Annotated in this window: 12 protein-coding genes and 1 riboswitch; of the genes, 9 read left to right on the top strand and 3 right to left on the bottom strand. The window is 66.0% G+C overall.

Features of this window, described 5'->3' with window-relative positions:
* Positions 1-217: 217 nt before the first annotated feature.
* Together purN and purM are read right to left on the bottom strand one after the other, a co-directional pair.
* Positions 218-868: a phosphoribosylglycinamide formyltransferase gene (purN, locus tag P24_RS13640; protein ID WP_008945320.1), complete on the bottom strand. Its 651-nt coding sequence runs from the start codon at positions 866-868 to the stop codon at positions 218-220.
* On the bottom strand, positions 856-1,980 hold the full coding sequence (purM, locus tag P24_RS13635) for a phosphoribosylformylglycinamidine cyclo-ligase (RefSeq protein WP_008945319.1): 1,125 nt from the start codon (positions 1,978-1,980) through the stop codon (positions 856-858). Before purM ends, purN begins: the two co-directional genes overlap by 13 nt.
* A gap of 146 nt (positions 1,981-2,126) precedes the next feature.
* Between purM and P24_RS13630 the strand changes: the two genes are divergently transcribed.
* The 7 genes from P24_RS13630 (at position 2,127) to P24_RS13600 (ending at position 10,357) form a co-directional block, all read left to right on the top strand.
* On the top strand, positions 2,127-3,257 hold the full coding sequence (locus tag P24_RS13630) for a DUF2066 domain-containing protein (RefSeq protein WP_008945318.1): 1,131 nt from the start codon (positions 2,127-2,129) through the stop codon (positions 3,255-3,257).
* A 78-nt stretch (positions 3,258-3,335) separates the two neighbouring features.
* On the top strand, positions 3,336-3,905 hold the full coding sequence (locus tag P24_RS13625) for a CDP-alcohol phosphatidyltransferase family protein (RefSeq protein ID WP_040707793.1): 570 nt from the start codon (positions 3,336-3,338) through the stop codon (positions 3,903-3,905).
* Positions 3,905-5,017: an AI-2E family transporter gene (locus P24_RS13620; protein WP_008945316.1), complete on the top strand. Its 1,113-nt coding sequence runs from the start codon at positions 3,905-3,907 to the stop codon at positions 5,015-5,017. The genes P24_RS13625 and P24_RS13620 overlap by 1 nt, the downstream gene beginning before the upstream one ends.
* On the top strand, positions 5,014-5,748 hold the full coding sequence (locus tag P24_RS13615; RefSeq protein ID WP_008945315.1) for an HdaA/DnaA family protein: 735 nt from the start codon (positions 5,014-5,016) through the stop codon (positions 5,746-5,748). The genes P24_RS13620 and P24_RS13615 overlap by 4 nt, the downstream gene beginning before the upstream one ends.
* Before the next feature lie 3 nt (positions 5,749-5,751).
* Positions 5,752-6,531: an SDR family oxidoreductase gene (locus P24_RS13610; protein ID WP_008945314.1), complete on the top strand. Its 780-nt coding sequence runs from the start codon at positions 5,752-5,754 to the stop codon at positions 6,529-6,531.
* Positions 6,532-6,645: 114 nt separating this feature from the next.
* Positions 6,646-8,799 carry an RNA degradosome polyphosphate kinase gene (locus P24_RS13605; protein ID WP_008945313.1) on the top strand — a complete coding sequence of 718 codons (2,154 nt, stop codon included), beginning with the start codon at positions 6,646-6,648 and terminating at the stop codon, positions 8,797-8,799.
* A 28-nt stretch (positions 8,800-8,827) separates the two neighbouring features.
* A complete protein-coding gene (locus P24_RS13600; protein ID WP_008945312.1) occupies positions 8,828-10,357 on the top strand; it encodes a Ppx/GppA family phosphatase in 1,530 nt (509 codons plus the stop codon).
* Between the two features lie 12 nt (positions 10,358-10,369).
* Here P24_RS13600 and P24_RS13595 read toward each other — a convergent pair whose 3' ends face one another.
* Complete coding sequence (locus tag P24_RS13595) at positions 10,370-10,987, bottom strand: flavin reductase family protein (RefSeq protein WP_008945311.1); 618 nt, start codon at positions 10,985-10,987, stop codon at positions 10,370-10,372.
* A 168-nt stretch (positions 10,988-11,155) separates the two neighbouring features.
* Positions 11,156-11,353: riboswitch (cobalamin riboswitch) on the top strand.
* Positions 11,354-11,538: 185 nt separating this feature from the next.
* On the opposite strand from P24_RS13595, the gene P24_RS13590 reads away from it, so the two are divergent.
* Positions 11,539-13,518 carry a TonB-dependent receptor plug domain-containing protein gene (locus P24_RS13590; RefSeq protein ID WP_008945310.1) on the top strand — a complete coding sequence of 660 codons (1,980 nt, stop codon included), beginning with the start codon at positions 11,539-11,541 and terminating at the stop codon, positions 13,516-13,518.
* 119 nt (positions 13,519-13,637) lie between these two features.
* Positions 13,638-14,798: an ATP phosphoribosyltransferase regulatory subunit gene (locus P24_RS13585; protein WP_008945309.1), complete on the top strand. Its 1,161-nt coding sequence runs from the start codon at positions 13,638-13,640 to the stop codon at positions 14,796-14,798.
* Positions 14,799-14,815: the final 17 nt, after the last annotated feature.

Raw genomic sequence — 14,815 nt, 5'->3', positions numbered from 1 at the left:
CCGTCGTCATTCCCGGCCTTGTGCCGGGAATCCAGGGTTCAGCTTACTCGACAGAGTTTCAGTAAGCGGAGGTCTGGACCCCCGCAATAAATGCGGGGGTGACGGACAGAGTGATAGGGGGCTCCGCCGGCATTCCAGCCATGATCTCGCCCTGAGGAGCCGGCGACAAGCCGGCGTCTCGAAGGGCATTGGGGAATGAAGAAGAAGAGGGAGAACCCTACCCCAGCGGGTTGATCGTGGGGTCGGCGGGGGAGGCGATGCCGTCCACCAGCACCCGCATGCCCTCGATGGTCACCCGGCCCTCGGCGACCAGGCGCAGCGCCAGCGGATAACAGCGATGCTCTGCCTCCAGTACGCGGGCGGACAGATCATCCGGCGTGTCGTCCTGATGGATCGGCACGGCGGCCTGCACGACGATGGGGCCGTCATCCATTTCGGCGCGCACGAAATGCACGGTGCAGCCGGTGAAGCGGCAGCCTGCCTCGATCGCGCGCTCATGGCTGTGCAGCCCCTTGAAGGCCGGCAGCAGCGAGGGATGGATGTTCAGCATCCGGTCGTGCCACTTGCCGACGAAGCCGGGCGTCAGCAGCCGCATGAAGCCGGCCAGGCAGACGAAATTGGCGCCGGCAGCAATGATGGCGTCATGCACCGCCGAGTCGAAGCTGTCGCGGTCTGGGAAGCCCTTGTGCGAGATTGCCCTGGTCGGAATGCCGGCCTGTTCGGCGCGGGTCAGCCCGTAGGCATCTGCCTTGTTGGACAGCACCAGCACGATTTCCGCCGGAAAATCCGGGGTCGCGCAGGCATCGATCAGCGATTGCAGGTTGCTGCCCCGGCCGGAGATCAGCACCGCGACCTTCAGCCGTTCCACCGTGCCTCCAGACCGTCGATCAGCACGGGCTTGCCGGCCTCTTCGCGAGGGACCATGCGGCCGATGCGGAACACCGTCTCACCAACCTGCTCCAGGGCGGCGGTGACGGTCTCGACCGCACTGGGGGCGACCACCAGCACCATGCCGATGCCGCAGTTGAAGGTGCGCGGCATGTCGGCGGGATCGACGCCGCCGGCCTTCGCCAGCCAGCCGAACACCGGCGGGATGGCCCAGCTGGTGCCGTCGATATGGGCGGACAGGCTGTCGGGGAAGACGCGCGGCAGATTCTCGACCAGGCCGCCGCCGGTGATATGCGCAAGCGCCTTAACGCCGTCCTTACCGCCCGCAGCGATGGCGGCAAGGCAGGATTTCACATAGATGCGGGTCGGCGCCAGCAACGCTGCGCCCAGCGTCTGGTCCATGTCGAAGGGTGCGGGGAATTCGTAATCCACGCCCAGATCGGCGACCACGCGGCGCACCAGCGAATAGCCGTTGGAATGCACGCCGCTGGAAGCAAGGCCCAGCAGGATATCGCCCTCGGCGGCACCATCGCCGGTCAGCAGCCGGTCGCGTTCGACAGCACCCACGGCGAAGCCGGCAAGATCGTAGTCGCCCTTGCCGTACATGCCCGGCATTTCCGCCGTCTCGCCGCCGATCAGCGCGCAGCCGGCCTGCCGGCAACCCTCGGCGATACCGGCGACGACATCGCGGGCGACCGCCGGCTCCAACTTGCCGGTAGCGTAATAATCCAGGAAGAACAGCGGCTCCGCCCCTTGCACGACAAGGTCGTTCACGCACATGGCGACGAGGTCGATGCCAACCGTCGCGTGATGGCCGCTGTCGATGGCGACCTTCAGCTTGGTGCCAACGCCGTCGGTCGCGGCGATCAGGATCGGATCGGTGAAGCCGGCAGCCTTCAGGTCGAAGGCCGCGCCGAACCCGCCCAGCGCCGCATCGGCGCCGCGCCGCGCCGTGGATTTGGCCAGCGGCTTGATCGCCTCGACCAGCGCGTCGCCGGCATCGATATCGACACCCGCATCGCGGTAGGTGAGGGTGTTTCGGCCGGCCTTCTGGTTCTGGGAGGCCTGGTTGGTGGTGTCGTCACCCGCCATCGGATATAAGCCCTTGCGATGGGGTGCTCTTCGCCCCCATTTTGCGAAGTAAGTGGATCAAGCGCCGCGTCTGGCCGTTATGACCCCAAGAGGGCCGTGCCGGAGCGTCGGGCGGCCAGACAATAACGAATACGGGACGCTTTGCAATGGTGCATCGCCACAGGGTTTCGGCCCACCTCGTTCTGATCGGCCTGCTGGCTCTTGGCGGGCTTCTGGCCGGGGCCGGGACGGCTGCCGCGCAGTCGGCTGCCAGGCTCTATACGGTGGAGGGCGTGCCGGTCGATGTGACGGCCGGCAGCGCCGTTGCCGCGCGCGAGCAGGCCTATGCGGAAGGCCAGCGCGCCGCCTTCAGGATGCTGCTGGAGAAGCTGACGCCGGAATCGGTGCACGGCAGGCTGCCAGCCGCTCCGTCCGGTGCGGCGCTGGATACTCTGGTGCAGGGCTTCGAGGTGCGCGACGAGCGGGCGTCTGGCGTGCGCTATATCGCCAAAATGGTGGTGCGCTTCAACCCGGCCGAGATTCAGGCCCTGCTGGCGCGCGCCGACCTCCCGTCGGTGACGACGCCCAGCCAGCCGGTGCTGGTGCTGCCGCTCTGGCAGTCGCCGGACTCCGGCATGCTGCTGTGGGAAGACCCGAATCCCTGGCGTGAGGCCTGGGAGCGCGCCAGCCTTGGCCAGGCTCTGGTGCCGGTACTGGTGCCGCTGGCCGATACTGCCGATCTGGTCGGCCTGTCGGCGGAGCAGGCGGAAGCCGGCGATCGCGAGCGGCTGTCCGCCATGGCGCGGCGCTATGGCGCGGTGGCGAACCTGGTGGCCATTGCCAGCCCGGCAGAATCCGGCGGGCAGCAGGCGCTCGATATCCGTTTCACCCGCTACGATGCCGCGGGCGAGCCGGAAACACGCAGCGAACGCGTCACCGCCGCTTCCGGGGAGACCGGGTCGGAGATGTTCGCGCGCGCCGTGCGTCAGGTTTCCAGCCGCCTGGATGAAGCCTGGAAGAATGCGACCGCCGTTAGGCCCGGGCTGGAAAACCGGCTGGCGGTTGTCACCGCTGTCTCGGGGCTGGAGCAATGGACGGCGCTGCGCCGGAAACTGGCCGAGATCGGCATGATCCGCCGTCAGGATCTGGTCGCCCTGTCGCGTGGCGAGGCCGAGATCGTGCTGTGGTATGCCGGCCAGCCCGAGCAGCTGCGCGTCGCCCTGGCACAACGCGGCCTGTCCCTGGCTTCAGACCCGCTTGCGGCGGGAGGTTCTGCCTGGCGTCTCTCGGCGCAATGACGCTTCACAGCGCAATGACGGCTGACGCCTGGCAGGCGGCTGTGCGACAGTGCCGTGTACTCTTTGGAGGCCCGCCCGGTGTCCTTCCTCTATGTGCTCCCCAATCTGATCAGCCTCGCCCGCATCGGAATCGTACCGGTGGTGATCTGGGCCTTGCTCGATGGCAGTGGCGATCTGGCGCTGTGGCTGTTCCTGCTGGCCGGCGTCAGCGACGCGGTGGACGGCTATCTCGCCCGGCGGTTCAATGCACGGACGGAGTTTGGCGGCTATATCGACCCGATTGCCGACAAGGCGCTGCTGATGTCGGTCTATGTGACGCTGGGGTATCTGGGCTCGCTGCCGAACTGGCTGGTCATTCTGGTGGTGTTCCGCGATATGCTGATCGTGGGCGGCGTCATCCTGCTGCAGACAATGGGGTATAAGGTGGCCATGGCGCCCTTGCTGATTTCCAAGGCCAATACGGTGGCGCAGGTCGGGCTTGTTCTGGCCGTGCTGGGCGGCAAGGCGCTGGCACAGCCGGACTATCCCTGGATTGCCGGCTGGTCGGTGGAGGTGATGACCGTGCTGGTTGCCTGTACCACGCTGTTTTCCGGGGCAGCTTATGTCTGGATATGGGGTAGCCGCGCCATGGTGGGAGAACGCCAGTAATGACCCTTCGGCAACGCGCGAGCTTCTGGCTGCTGGCGATCCTCGCGCTCATGGCGGCGCTGTATCTGCTGGGCGACATCCTGCTGCCCTTCGTCGCCGGCATGGCGGTCGCCTATTTCCTCGATCCTGTCGTGGACCGGATGGAACGGGTGCGGCTGCCGCGCTGGCTGGGCACCATGCTGGCGCTGCTGCTGTTCTTTGCCTTCTTCGTCCTGCTTGTCATCCTGCTGGTGCCGCTGCTGCACGATCAGGCGGTCCGGCTGGGCGAGCGGCTGCCGGGCTACCTGGACGTGCTGTACGAAAGGCTGACGCCGCTGGTGGCGGAGGTGCAGCGCCGGCTGGCGGACAAACCGGACAGCGGCATGTCGGATATTCTCGGTTCCTCCGGCGCGGTGCTGAAATGGGCGGCGGGTGTCGTCGGCAATGTCATCAGTGGCGGTGCGGCGGTTGCCAATATCCTATCGCTGATCCTCATCACGCCCATCGTCGCCTTCTACCTGTTGCGGGACTGGGACCGCATCGTCGAGCGGGTGGATGGCTGGCTGCCGCGCGAGCAGGCACCGACCATCCGCGACCTTGCCCGGCAGATCGACGAAACCCTGTCCGGCTTTGTGCGCGGCCAGGCGATGGTCTGCCTGCTGCTGGGGCTGTTCTATGCCATCGGCCTGACGCTGGTCGGCTTGGATTTCGGTCTGGTCATCGGCCTGTTTGCCGGGGTGATCTCCTTCATTCCCTTCGTCGGCTCCATTGTAGGCGGGATCGCCAGCATCGGCCTGGCGCTGGTGCAGTTCGGCGACCTGACCTGGGTGATCGCGGTGGCGGCGATCTTCGTCGCCGGCCAGGCCATCGAGGGCAATCTGCTGACGCCGAACCTGGTTGGCGACAAGGTGGGGCTGCATCCGGTCTGGGTGATGTTCGCGCTGCTGGCAGGCGGTGCGCTGTTCGGCTTTGTCGGCGTGCTGGTCGCGGTGCCGGTCGCCGCCGTGGTCGGCGTCATGGCGCGCTTTGCCATCCAGCAATATTTGCAAAGCCCGCTCTATGAGCATCGCGGCCGCCCGGTACCGGGGCAGAAGACACAGGCTGACGATCTGTCGAACGACGATTTACCATGAAACAGCTTGCCTTCGATCTGCCGCACCGGCCCGCGCTGGGGCGGGAGGATTTTCTCGTGGCCGACAGCAACGCAGACGCCGTCACCTGGCTGGATCGCTGGCCGGACTGGCCGCGTGTCGGCCGTCTGCCGCATGCGCTGGTGATCTATGGCCCGGCGGGTTGCGGCAAGACGCACCTGGCCTCTGTCTGGCAGAGCATCAGCGGTGCCCGGCGCACCGATGCCTCCGCGGTGTCGCAGGCGGCAGTGCCGGCACTGCTGGGGGAGGCGACCGCGCTGGTGCTGGACGATGCCGACCGGGTGTCGGATGAGCGCGGCCTCTTGCATCTGCTGAACCTGCTGGGGGAACGTAACGGCCATCTGCTGCTGACCATGCGCGACGCGCCGGCGCGGCTGGCGGCGCGGCTGCCCGACCTGCATTCCAGGCTGGCAGCCCTGCCGGCTGTGGGGCTCGGCGCGCCGGATGAGCCGCTGCTGGCGGCTGTCATGGTAAAGCTGTTCGCCGACCGTCAGCTCATGGTAAGTCAGGACCTTGTGCAGTTCCTGTTGCCCCGCATCGAACGTTCCTTCGCCTCCCTGCGCGCCATCGTTGACCGGCTGGACCGGGCGGCGCTTGCCTCCCGGCGCAACATCACGGTGCCGCTGGCGCGCGAAATCCTCTCGCAGGATTGGCCGGAGGAAACGGACATGCCGGCGCGGCGGGACGATGACAACGAACAGGAAGGAAACTGATCCATGGATATGGGTATCAAGGGCCGCAAGGCGATTGTCTGCGCCTCCAGCAAGGGGCTGGGCAAGGGCTGCGCGCTGGCGCTGGCCGGCGAGGGGGTCGAACTGGTGATCTCCGCCCGCGGCGCGGAAGCACTGGAGGCCACCGCCGAGGAAATACGCAAGGAGACCGGCGCTAAGGTGACCGCAATTGCCTGTGACGTCACCACCCCGGAAGGCCGGGCCAAGCTTCTGGCGGCCTGCCCGAACCCGGACATTCTGGTGAACAATGCCGGTGGCCCGCCCCCGGGCGATTTCCGCGACTGGTCACTGGATGACTGGAACAAGGCGATTAACGACAACATGCTGACGCCGATCGAGCTGATCAAGGCGACGGTGGACGGCATGATCTCGCGCAAGTTCGGGCGCATCGTGAACATCACCTCGGCCTCGGTGAAGTCGCCGATTCCGATCCTCGGCATGTCGAATGGTGCACGCGCCGGCCTGACCGGCTTCGTCGCCGGCCTGTCGCGGCAGATCGTGAAGCATAATGTGACGATCAACAATCTGCTGCCCGGCCCGTTCGAGACCGACCGCGTGCGCAAGACGGCCGAGGGTGCCGCCAAGCAGGCCGGCAAGAGCATCGACGAGGTGCTGGATTCCCGCCGTCAGCAGAATCCGGCCGGCCGGTTCGGCACCATCGAGGAATTCGGCGTTGCCTGCGCCTATTTCTGCAGCAGCCATTCCGGCTTCGTCACCGGGCAGAACCTGGTGATGGATGGCGGCGCCTATAACGGCACGCTGTAAGCCGAAAACTTCACGAAACCGTCACGCTGCGGGGCCGGGGCTTGCATGACACTGCCCCGGCCCCGTGGTATTTGAAGGGGTAGGATACGGCCCGGTTGCCGCCGGCACTATGGAATGGAGGAGACAGACGTGACGACAGCCGAGATCGAGACTGCCGACGCGGTGGATATCCATTCCCCCAAGCGGTTCTTCAACCGTGAACTGTCCTGGCTGGGCTTCAACGGCCGGGTTCTGGAAGAGGCGGGGAACACGAAGCACCCGCTGCTGGAACGGCTGCGCTTCCTGTCGATTTCCTCCTCCAACCTCGACGAGTTCTACATGGTCCGCGTCGCCGGCCTGAAGGGCCAGGTCGAGGCGAATGTGAATACACAGAGTCAGGACGGGCTGACCCCGGCGCAGCAGCTGGATGCGATCTGGCAGGCCACCGCGAAGCTGGTGACCGAGCAGCAGAGCTGCTGGCGTGCATTGCGTGAGGAGCTGCGGGCGGTCGGCCTCGCCGTGATCGAGTGGGCGCAGGTCAGCCGGACCGACCAGAAATGGCTGGAACGCTATTTCATGGAACAGGTATTCCCGACGCTGACGCCGCTGGCGGTCGATCCGGCGCATCCCTTCCCATTTCTGCCGAACAAGGGCAAGGCCATCGTGCTGCAGCTGCAGCGTGGTTCCGACAAGCGCCGGCTGGAGGCGCTGGTACCGATGCCGCCGCAGATCGGCCGTTTCATCCGCCTGCCGGGGGCGGCGATCCGCTTCCTGCCGCTGGAACATCTCATCGTGCAGTTCTACGAGAAGCTGTTCCCGGGGTTCGAGCTGCTGGGCAGCGGCATCTTCCGCGTGCTGCGCGACAGCGAAATGGAAATCGACGAGGAGGCGGAAGATCTGGTCCGCCTGTTCGAGAGCGCCCTGCGCCGGCGCCGGCGCGGCAGCGTGATCCGGCTGACCGTGAATGGCAGCATGCCGGACGATCTGCGCGGCTTCGTCGTCGATCAGCTAGGGGTGGGGCCGCAGGATGTGTTCTCGTTGGAGGAGATGATCGGCATCGACGATCTGTCGCAGCTGATCGTTTCGGAGCGCAGCGATCTTCTGTTCAAGCCGTTCAATGCCCGATTCCCCGAACGTATCCGCGATTTCGGCGGCGATTGCTTCGCGGCGATCCGGCACAAGGACATCGTGGTGCATCACCCGTTCGAGAGCTTCGACGTGGTGGTGCAGTTCTTGCGCCAGGCTGCGCGCGACCCGGCGGTCATCGCGATCAAGCAGACGCTGTACCGCACCTCGCAGGACTCGCCCATCGTGAAGGCGCTGATCGAGGCGGCCGAGAGCGGCAAGTCGGTCACCGCCATGGTGGAGCTGAAGGCGCGTTTCGACGAGGAGGCGAACATCCGCTGGGCGCGCGATCTGGAGCGCGCCGGCTGCCAGGTGGTCTATGGCTTCATGGACCTTAAGACCCACGCCAAGGTCTCGCTGGTGGTGCGCCGCGAGGGCGGCAGCTTGCGCTCCTACTGCCATTTCGGCACCGGCAATTATCATCCGGTGACGGCCAAGATCTACACCGACCTGTCCTTCTTCACCTGCGACCCGGAGCTGTGCCAGGACGCCGCCAGCGTGTTCAACTTCATGACCGGCTATGCCCAGCCGGCGAAGCTGTCGAAGCTGGCGATGGCGCCGTTCAGCCTGCGCGACACGCTGCTGGCCCAGATCCGCAACGAGGTGCGTAACGCAAAGGTGGGCAAGCCGGCGGGCATCTGGGTGAAGCTGAACTCGCTGGTCGATGAGAAGCTGATCGATGCGCTCTACGGTGCCTCGCAGGCTGGCGTGCCGGTCGAGCTGGTGATCCGCGGGATTTGCTGCCTGCGTCCGGGCATCAAGGGGCTGTCGGAGAATATCCGGGTGAAGAGCATCGTCGGCCGCTTCCTGGAGCATGGCCGGATCGCCTGCTTCGCCAACGGCCATCCGATGCCCTCGCCGGAGAACAAGCTGTTCATCTCTTCCGCCGACTGGATGCAGCGGAATATGGACCGCCGCGTCGAGACGCTGGTGCTGATCGACAACCCCACGGTGCACGAGCAGATCCTCGACCAGATCATGGTCGCCAACCTGAAGGATGTGCAGCAAAGCTGGCGCCTGCGCCCCGATGGCACGTACAGCCGCCTGTCCGCCGGGGAGGGGGATTTCAACGCCCATCACTACTTCATGACGAATCCAAGCTTGTCCGGCCGGGGCAGTGCCCTTAAGAAGTCGCAACCACTGCCGCGTTTGGTGGTGAGCTGATCCGCATCGGAACGCGACTTAGGACGCAATGCAGGAAAAACGGATCGACGATCCGGCCCTTGGGCTGAATACCGGCACGTTTGGAACCGGTGGCCATGTCGGTGTCATCGACATCGGTTCCAACTCCATCCGCCTCGTGGTCTATGACCGGCTGGAACGCGGCTTTCTGCCGCTGTTCAACGAGAAGGCGCTGTGCGGCCTCGGCAAGGGTCTGAGCGAGACCAACCAGCTTTCGGAAGAGGGCGTGGCGGCTGCCTTTGATAGCCTGGCGCGCTTCGCCGCCGTGGCGCGCGGCATGAATGTCACCACGTTGCATGTGCTGGCGACCGCAGCCGTGCGCGATGCCGGCAACGGTGCCGCTTTCGTAGAAGAAGTTGAACGCCGGCTGGGCTTCGATATCCGCATCCTCTCAGGCACGGAGGAGGCGCGGCTTTCAGCGCTGGGTGTGTTGTGCGCGATGCCGCAGGCCGATGGTATGGCCGGCGATCTCGGCGGCGGCAGCATGGAGCTGGTCGATCTGCGTGTCGGCAATATCGGCCAGCAGACGACCCTGCCGCTGGGGCCCTTACGGTTGGCCGCGCTGGATGGGGCGCCGAACCGTAAGAAGCTGATCGCCCATATCGACCAGCATTTGTCCAGCGTGCCCTGGCTGTCCGGCCTGAAGGGGCGGCCGCTCTATGCCGTTGGCGGCGGCTGGCGCTCCATCGCCAAGGCGCATATGGAGATGAGCGGTTATCCGCTGCACATCCTCCATGAATACCGACTGCAGACTCCGGTACTGGTGGAATTCCTCGACCGGTTGCAGCAGATCGGGAAGTCCGACCTGAAGGCCATCAATGGCGTTTCCAAGCGCCGGCTGGACACCATCCCGATGGCGGCGTTGCTGATGCGCCGGCTGCTGACGCTGGCCGAACCGTCGAGCGTGGTCTTCTCCGCCTACGGCCTGCGCGAGGGTTGCCTGTTCGACCTGCTCCCGGACGCCGACAAGGCGCTGGATCCGCTGATCGAATCGGCGCGCAAGATTGCCGCTGCTGCCGGACGCTTCCCGCCGCATGGCGAAGAACTGCTGGACTGGACGACGCCGCTGTTTCCCGACGACACGCCGCTACGCCGACGGCTTCGCCACGCTGCCTGCATCCTGTCGGATACCGCTTGGGCGGAACATCCCGACTACCGCGCGGAAAACGCCTTCTGGAAGGTGCTGCGCGCGCCGATCCCCGGCTTCGACCATGCCGGCCGGGCCTTCGTCGCGCTGGCGCTGATGGCGCGCTATGTCGGCAATATCGACCTTCCAGCGGCGGAGATCGCGAAGAAGCTGCTGGACAAGGAGCAGGCCCAGCAGGCGCTGGTGCTGGGCGTCGCCCTGCGCCTGGCGCACACCTTCACCGGCGGTGCGCCCGGCATCCTGCGCGACACGCCGCTACGGCCGGGGCTGGGCAAACTGCAGTTCGCCATTGCCCCGGCGCATGCCGCGCTGGGCGGCGATGTGGTGAAGCGGCGGCTCGAGTCGCTGGCCGCCGCCCTGGGTCAGGCCGGAGAGATTATCCTCCTGCCGTGAGGTCCTATCCGGTCAGTCCGGGCGGTTCATTACGAAGACCTCGTTCACCACGGCATATTCCATGTAGCCAAGGCGCGAGATCGGGCGGAACCGCGTCACATCGACGAAGCCCTTCTCGTTGATGACCTCGTCAGCGATGTGGATGCCGACCACGCGGCCGAAGATCACGTAATTGCCGCGCTCCGGATCCCAGCTCGGCATCTTCACGGTCTGCAGATACTTGCATTCCAGATGCACCGGGGAGCCTTTCACCCGCGGCGGCTTCACCATGCTGGAGGGCAGCATCTCCAGCCCGGCAGCCTCGAACTCGTTCTGCCCGGCAGGCAGGCCGGCGGAGGAGATGTTCATCTCGTTGCGCAGGTCGTAGGTCGCCATGTTGACCACGAACTCGCCGGTCTTCTCGGCATTGCCATGGCTGTCCTTGAAGGCCGGCGCTTCCGGGCGCAGGCCGGCGGCGAACATCACGCAGGGCGGGTCGGATGCAACGGCGTTGAAGAAGCTGTAGGGGGCGAGGTTGGGGCGGCCATCCTCGTCTAGCGTGGAAATCCAGCCGATCGGCCGCGGCACGACCAGCGACTTGAACGGGTCGCGCGGCAGGCCGTGATTCTTCTTGTCGGGTTCGTAGAACATACGAAATTCGCTCCTGGAATAGGGAGGCCGGTGCCGGCCGGATGGCGGCGTAGCCGATGAGATGGCAAGAGAGTAGCGAGGCGGAAGCGGGGAGGCCAGAGGCTATTGGTGGCCGATGGTATGCATGCCGTCGCTATGCGTCCTTGCCTCGCCAGTCGGCAATCCTATAGAACTGGAGCCAGCGTTGGTTCCCGCAAGGGATGAAAAGGGAACGCGGTGCGTCTGGCCCCGGCCGGGCAATGCCGCGACTGTCCCCGCAACTGTAGGCGGCGAGTGCCGGTCCAAACAGGCCACTGGGAAACCGGGAAGGCAGGATCGGTGCAGCGACCCGCAAGTCAGGAGACCTGCCTGCGCGAGCACGTCCCGCGACCGTCGATCGGGGTGAATCGTCGGAACGGCTGTCCGCAGCGGTGACGCCATTCCATTGGCCGGGTTGCCGGGGGCGGAAGGGTTATGGACTGTCGCGGGTCTCACTCTCTCCATCACGGGGCATTCATGTCCCTTCCGGTGTCGCGCAACCTGCTTTCGCGTCATCTCTCGGTGGGGTTTCCATGTCTTTCCGTTCCTATCTGCTGATCGGCAGCGCCCTCTGCGCTGCCGCACTTCCCGCTGCCGCCGTTCGCGCGCAGACCCAGCCCAGCGACAGCGTCGCCCAGCTCATGCCGCACATCGTCATCACCGCGACTCGCGCCGAAACCGAGCTGGAGCGCGTACCGGCCCGGGTCACGGTGATCGACCGCGAGGCCATTGACCGTGGCGGCTACCAGAGCGTGGAGGAGGCGCTGCGCACCGTGCCCGGTATCTCCGTCGTGCGTCTTGGCGGGCCGGGTCAGCAGACTTCCGTCTTCATGCGCGGCGCCAACAGCGACCATGTGCTGGTGCTGGTCGATGGCGTACCGGTGAACGACCCCTCGGGGGCGGGCGGCGCCTATAATTTCGGCGACGATCTGGTCGGTGACCTTGAGCGCATCGAGGTAGTGCGCGGCCCGGTTTCCAGCCTCTATGGCAGCAACGCTATCGGCGGCGTCATCAATCTGATCACCCGTGCGCCGTCCCGGAAGAAAGCTGAAATCTTCGGCCAGGCCGCTGGCGGCAGCCACGGCACGGCGCGGGCACAGGCGGGTCTGCGCGGCCGCTCGGATGGTTTCGACTATATGGTCAGCGCCGAGCATTTCCGCACCGACGGCGTCAACCTCTCGCCCTCCCGGATCGCCCGCAACACCGGGGAGGAGGATGGCTCCGAGATCACCACGCTGACCGGCAAGCTGGGCTATGACATTGGCAATGCCGGGCGGGTGGACGCGCTGCTGCGCTATCGCCGCAACGAATTCGACCTCGACAATGTGCCCTATGACGAGCCGAACTACAGCGGCGAGAACGAGCATTTTCTCTACAAGCTGGGCGCAGAGGCCTATCTGCTCGACGGTAGCCTGACCTCACGAGTCGATGTCGGGCAGAGCCGCCACGACCGGAGCTTCACCAACCGGCCGGATGCCTTCAGCGCCAACCTGACCGACGACAGCTACGAATCGGTGCGCAGCTTCGCCGAGATGCAGAACACCTATCGCATCGGCGATCTGGCGGGTCTGCGCGATACGGTGCTGGTGTTCGGCGGCAGTGCCGCGCGCAGCACGGTGGAGACCAGCACGAATTCGGTCAGCGTCTGGGGGCCGTTCACCCAGTCCCTCGATGCCGAGTCCAATGACTATGCGCTCTACACCAACCTCCAGGCGCGGGTGACCGAGCGCATCGATGTAACCGCTGGGCTGCGCTATGACCTGCCGGACGATTACGGCAACACCCTGACCTACCGGATTGGTGCAGTGGTCGCCGTGCCGGAAATCCTGACGCGGTTTTCCGGTGCGGTCGGCACCGCCTACAAGGCGCCGACGCTCTATGACCGCTATGGCGTGGATAATTACGGCTATCGCGGCAACACCGGCCTGAACCCTGAGGAATCCTTCTCCTGGGAAGTCGGGTTCGAGACTGACCTGCCGGTGCGCGGGCAGGCGCAGGCGGTCAGCTTCGGGGCGACCTATTTCAAGACCGATACCGAGAATCTGATCACCAACGATTTTGCCCTGCAGACCGTGGTGAATATCGGCGAGGCGTCGAGCGAGGGGGTGGAGACTTTCCTCACCCTGCGTCCGGCGGACTGGATCCAGACCCGTCTGACCTACACTTGGATGCAGGCGCGCAACGAGGATACCGGCCAGCTGCTGCTGCGCCGGCCACGCCATCAGGGCTCTTTCGCTGTCGATCTAAAGCCGGCGCGGGACTTCAGCTTCGGGCCGGAGCTGGTCTATGTCGGCAGCCGGCTGGATGTGGCCTATGATGATGCCGGCAATTTCCTCGGCAACCGCCCGAACGGCTCCTACACGCTGGTCAATCTGTCGGGCGCCTATCAGCTGCGTGAGGATGTCTCGCTGTTTGGCAAGGTCTACAATTTGTTCGACCGCGAGTATGAGCCGTCGAACGGCTTTGCCGGGCGCGGCCTGACCGCGCTGGTCGGGGTGCGCGGCAGCTTCTGATCCACGCCTTCCGGCGATTTTTCGGGGACCGCCTGCCGGCCTGCCGGTTTTCCGTTTGCCCAATCGGGTCAAACCCGGTAGGTAAGCGGGCGGTTTCTCGAAGAACCCGGAGGATACAGGTGACGGCGCAAAACGCCGGCGATACCGGCCCGCGCGCGCTGCTTCCCAACGGCCTGCGCGATGTGCTGCCGCCCGAAGCGGCCCAGGAATCCGAAGCTGTCCGGACGCTGCTGGATTATATGCGCGGCTATGGCTACCAGCTGGTGAAGCCGCCTTTGGTCGAATTCGAGGCCAGCCTGCTGGACGGCGCCAGCCCGAAGATGGGGACCCGCATTTTCCGTGTCATGGACCCGGTCTCGCAGCGCATGATGGGCGTGCGCGCGGACATGACCATGCAGATCGCGCGCATCGCCACAACGCGGCTGGCCAATGCGGCACGGCCGCTGCGCCTGTCCTATGCCGGCGAGGTGCTGCGCGTGCTGGGCTCCCAGCTGTCGCCGGAGCGGCAGTTCGTGCAGGTCGGCGCGGAGCTGATCGGCAGCCCGTCCGCCGCCGCCGACGCGGAAATCTGCGTCATGGCGCTGGAAGCGCTGGCCGCCGTCGGCGTACGCAATGCCTCCATCGACCTGATGATGCCGACACTGGTGCCGGCGGTCTGCGCCGCCGCCGGGCTGGACGCGCCCGGCATCGCCCGTATCCGCGCCGCCCTCGACCGCAAGGACGCGGCGGAGGTCGCCGCTGTCGGTGGAACAGTCGGCAGCGTGCTGGCAGAGCTGTTGCAGGCCAGCGGTCCGGTGAACCGCGCCTTCGAGAAGCTGGCCGGTCTCGACCTGCCGCCAGCCGGGCAGGAGGTGCTGGCGCGTCTGCGCCAGGTCGTCGATCTGATGCGCGCTGCCCGTCCGGATGTCACCATCACCGTCGATCCGGTGGAGAATCGCGGCTTCGAATATCACACCGGCATCAGCTTCAGCCTGTTCGCGCGCGGCATCCGCGGCGAGCTGGGGCGGGGCGGGCGCTATCTGGCCGGCGCATCGCGTGAGCCCGCGACCGGCTATACGCTTTATATGGACACCGTGATGCGCGCCCTGCCGGCGCTGGAGAATGGCCGCCGGCTGTTCCTGCCCTATGGGACGCCGCGCGCCGAAGCCGTCCGTCTGGCCGGAGAGGGCTGGACGGTCGTCACAGGGCTTGAACCGGCAGCCGACAGCCAGGCGGAGGCGCGGCGGCTGGCCTGCAGCCACTGGCTGCATGGCGACAGTATTTCGCCTGTCGCGTCCTAGTTCGTCACGCGTCAGAC

It is taken from the genome of Oceanibaculum indicum P24 (assembly GCF_000299935.1).
Taxonomy (GTDB): Bacteria; Pseudomonadota; Alphaproteobacteria; order Oceanibaculales; family Oceanibaculaceae; genus Oceanibaculum; species Oceanibaculum indicum.
This window is presented reverse-complemented; position numbering and strand designations above follow the sequence as displayed.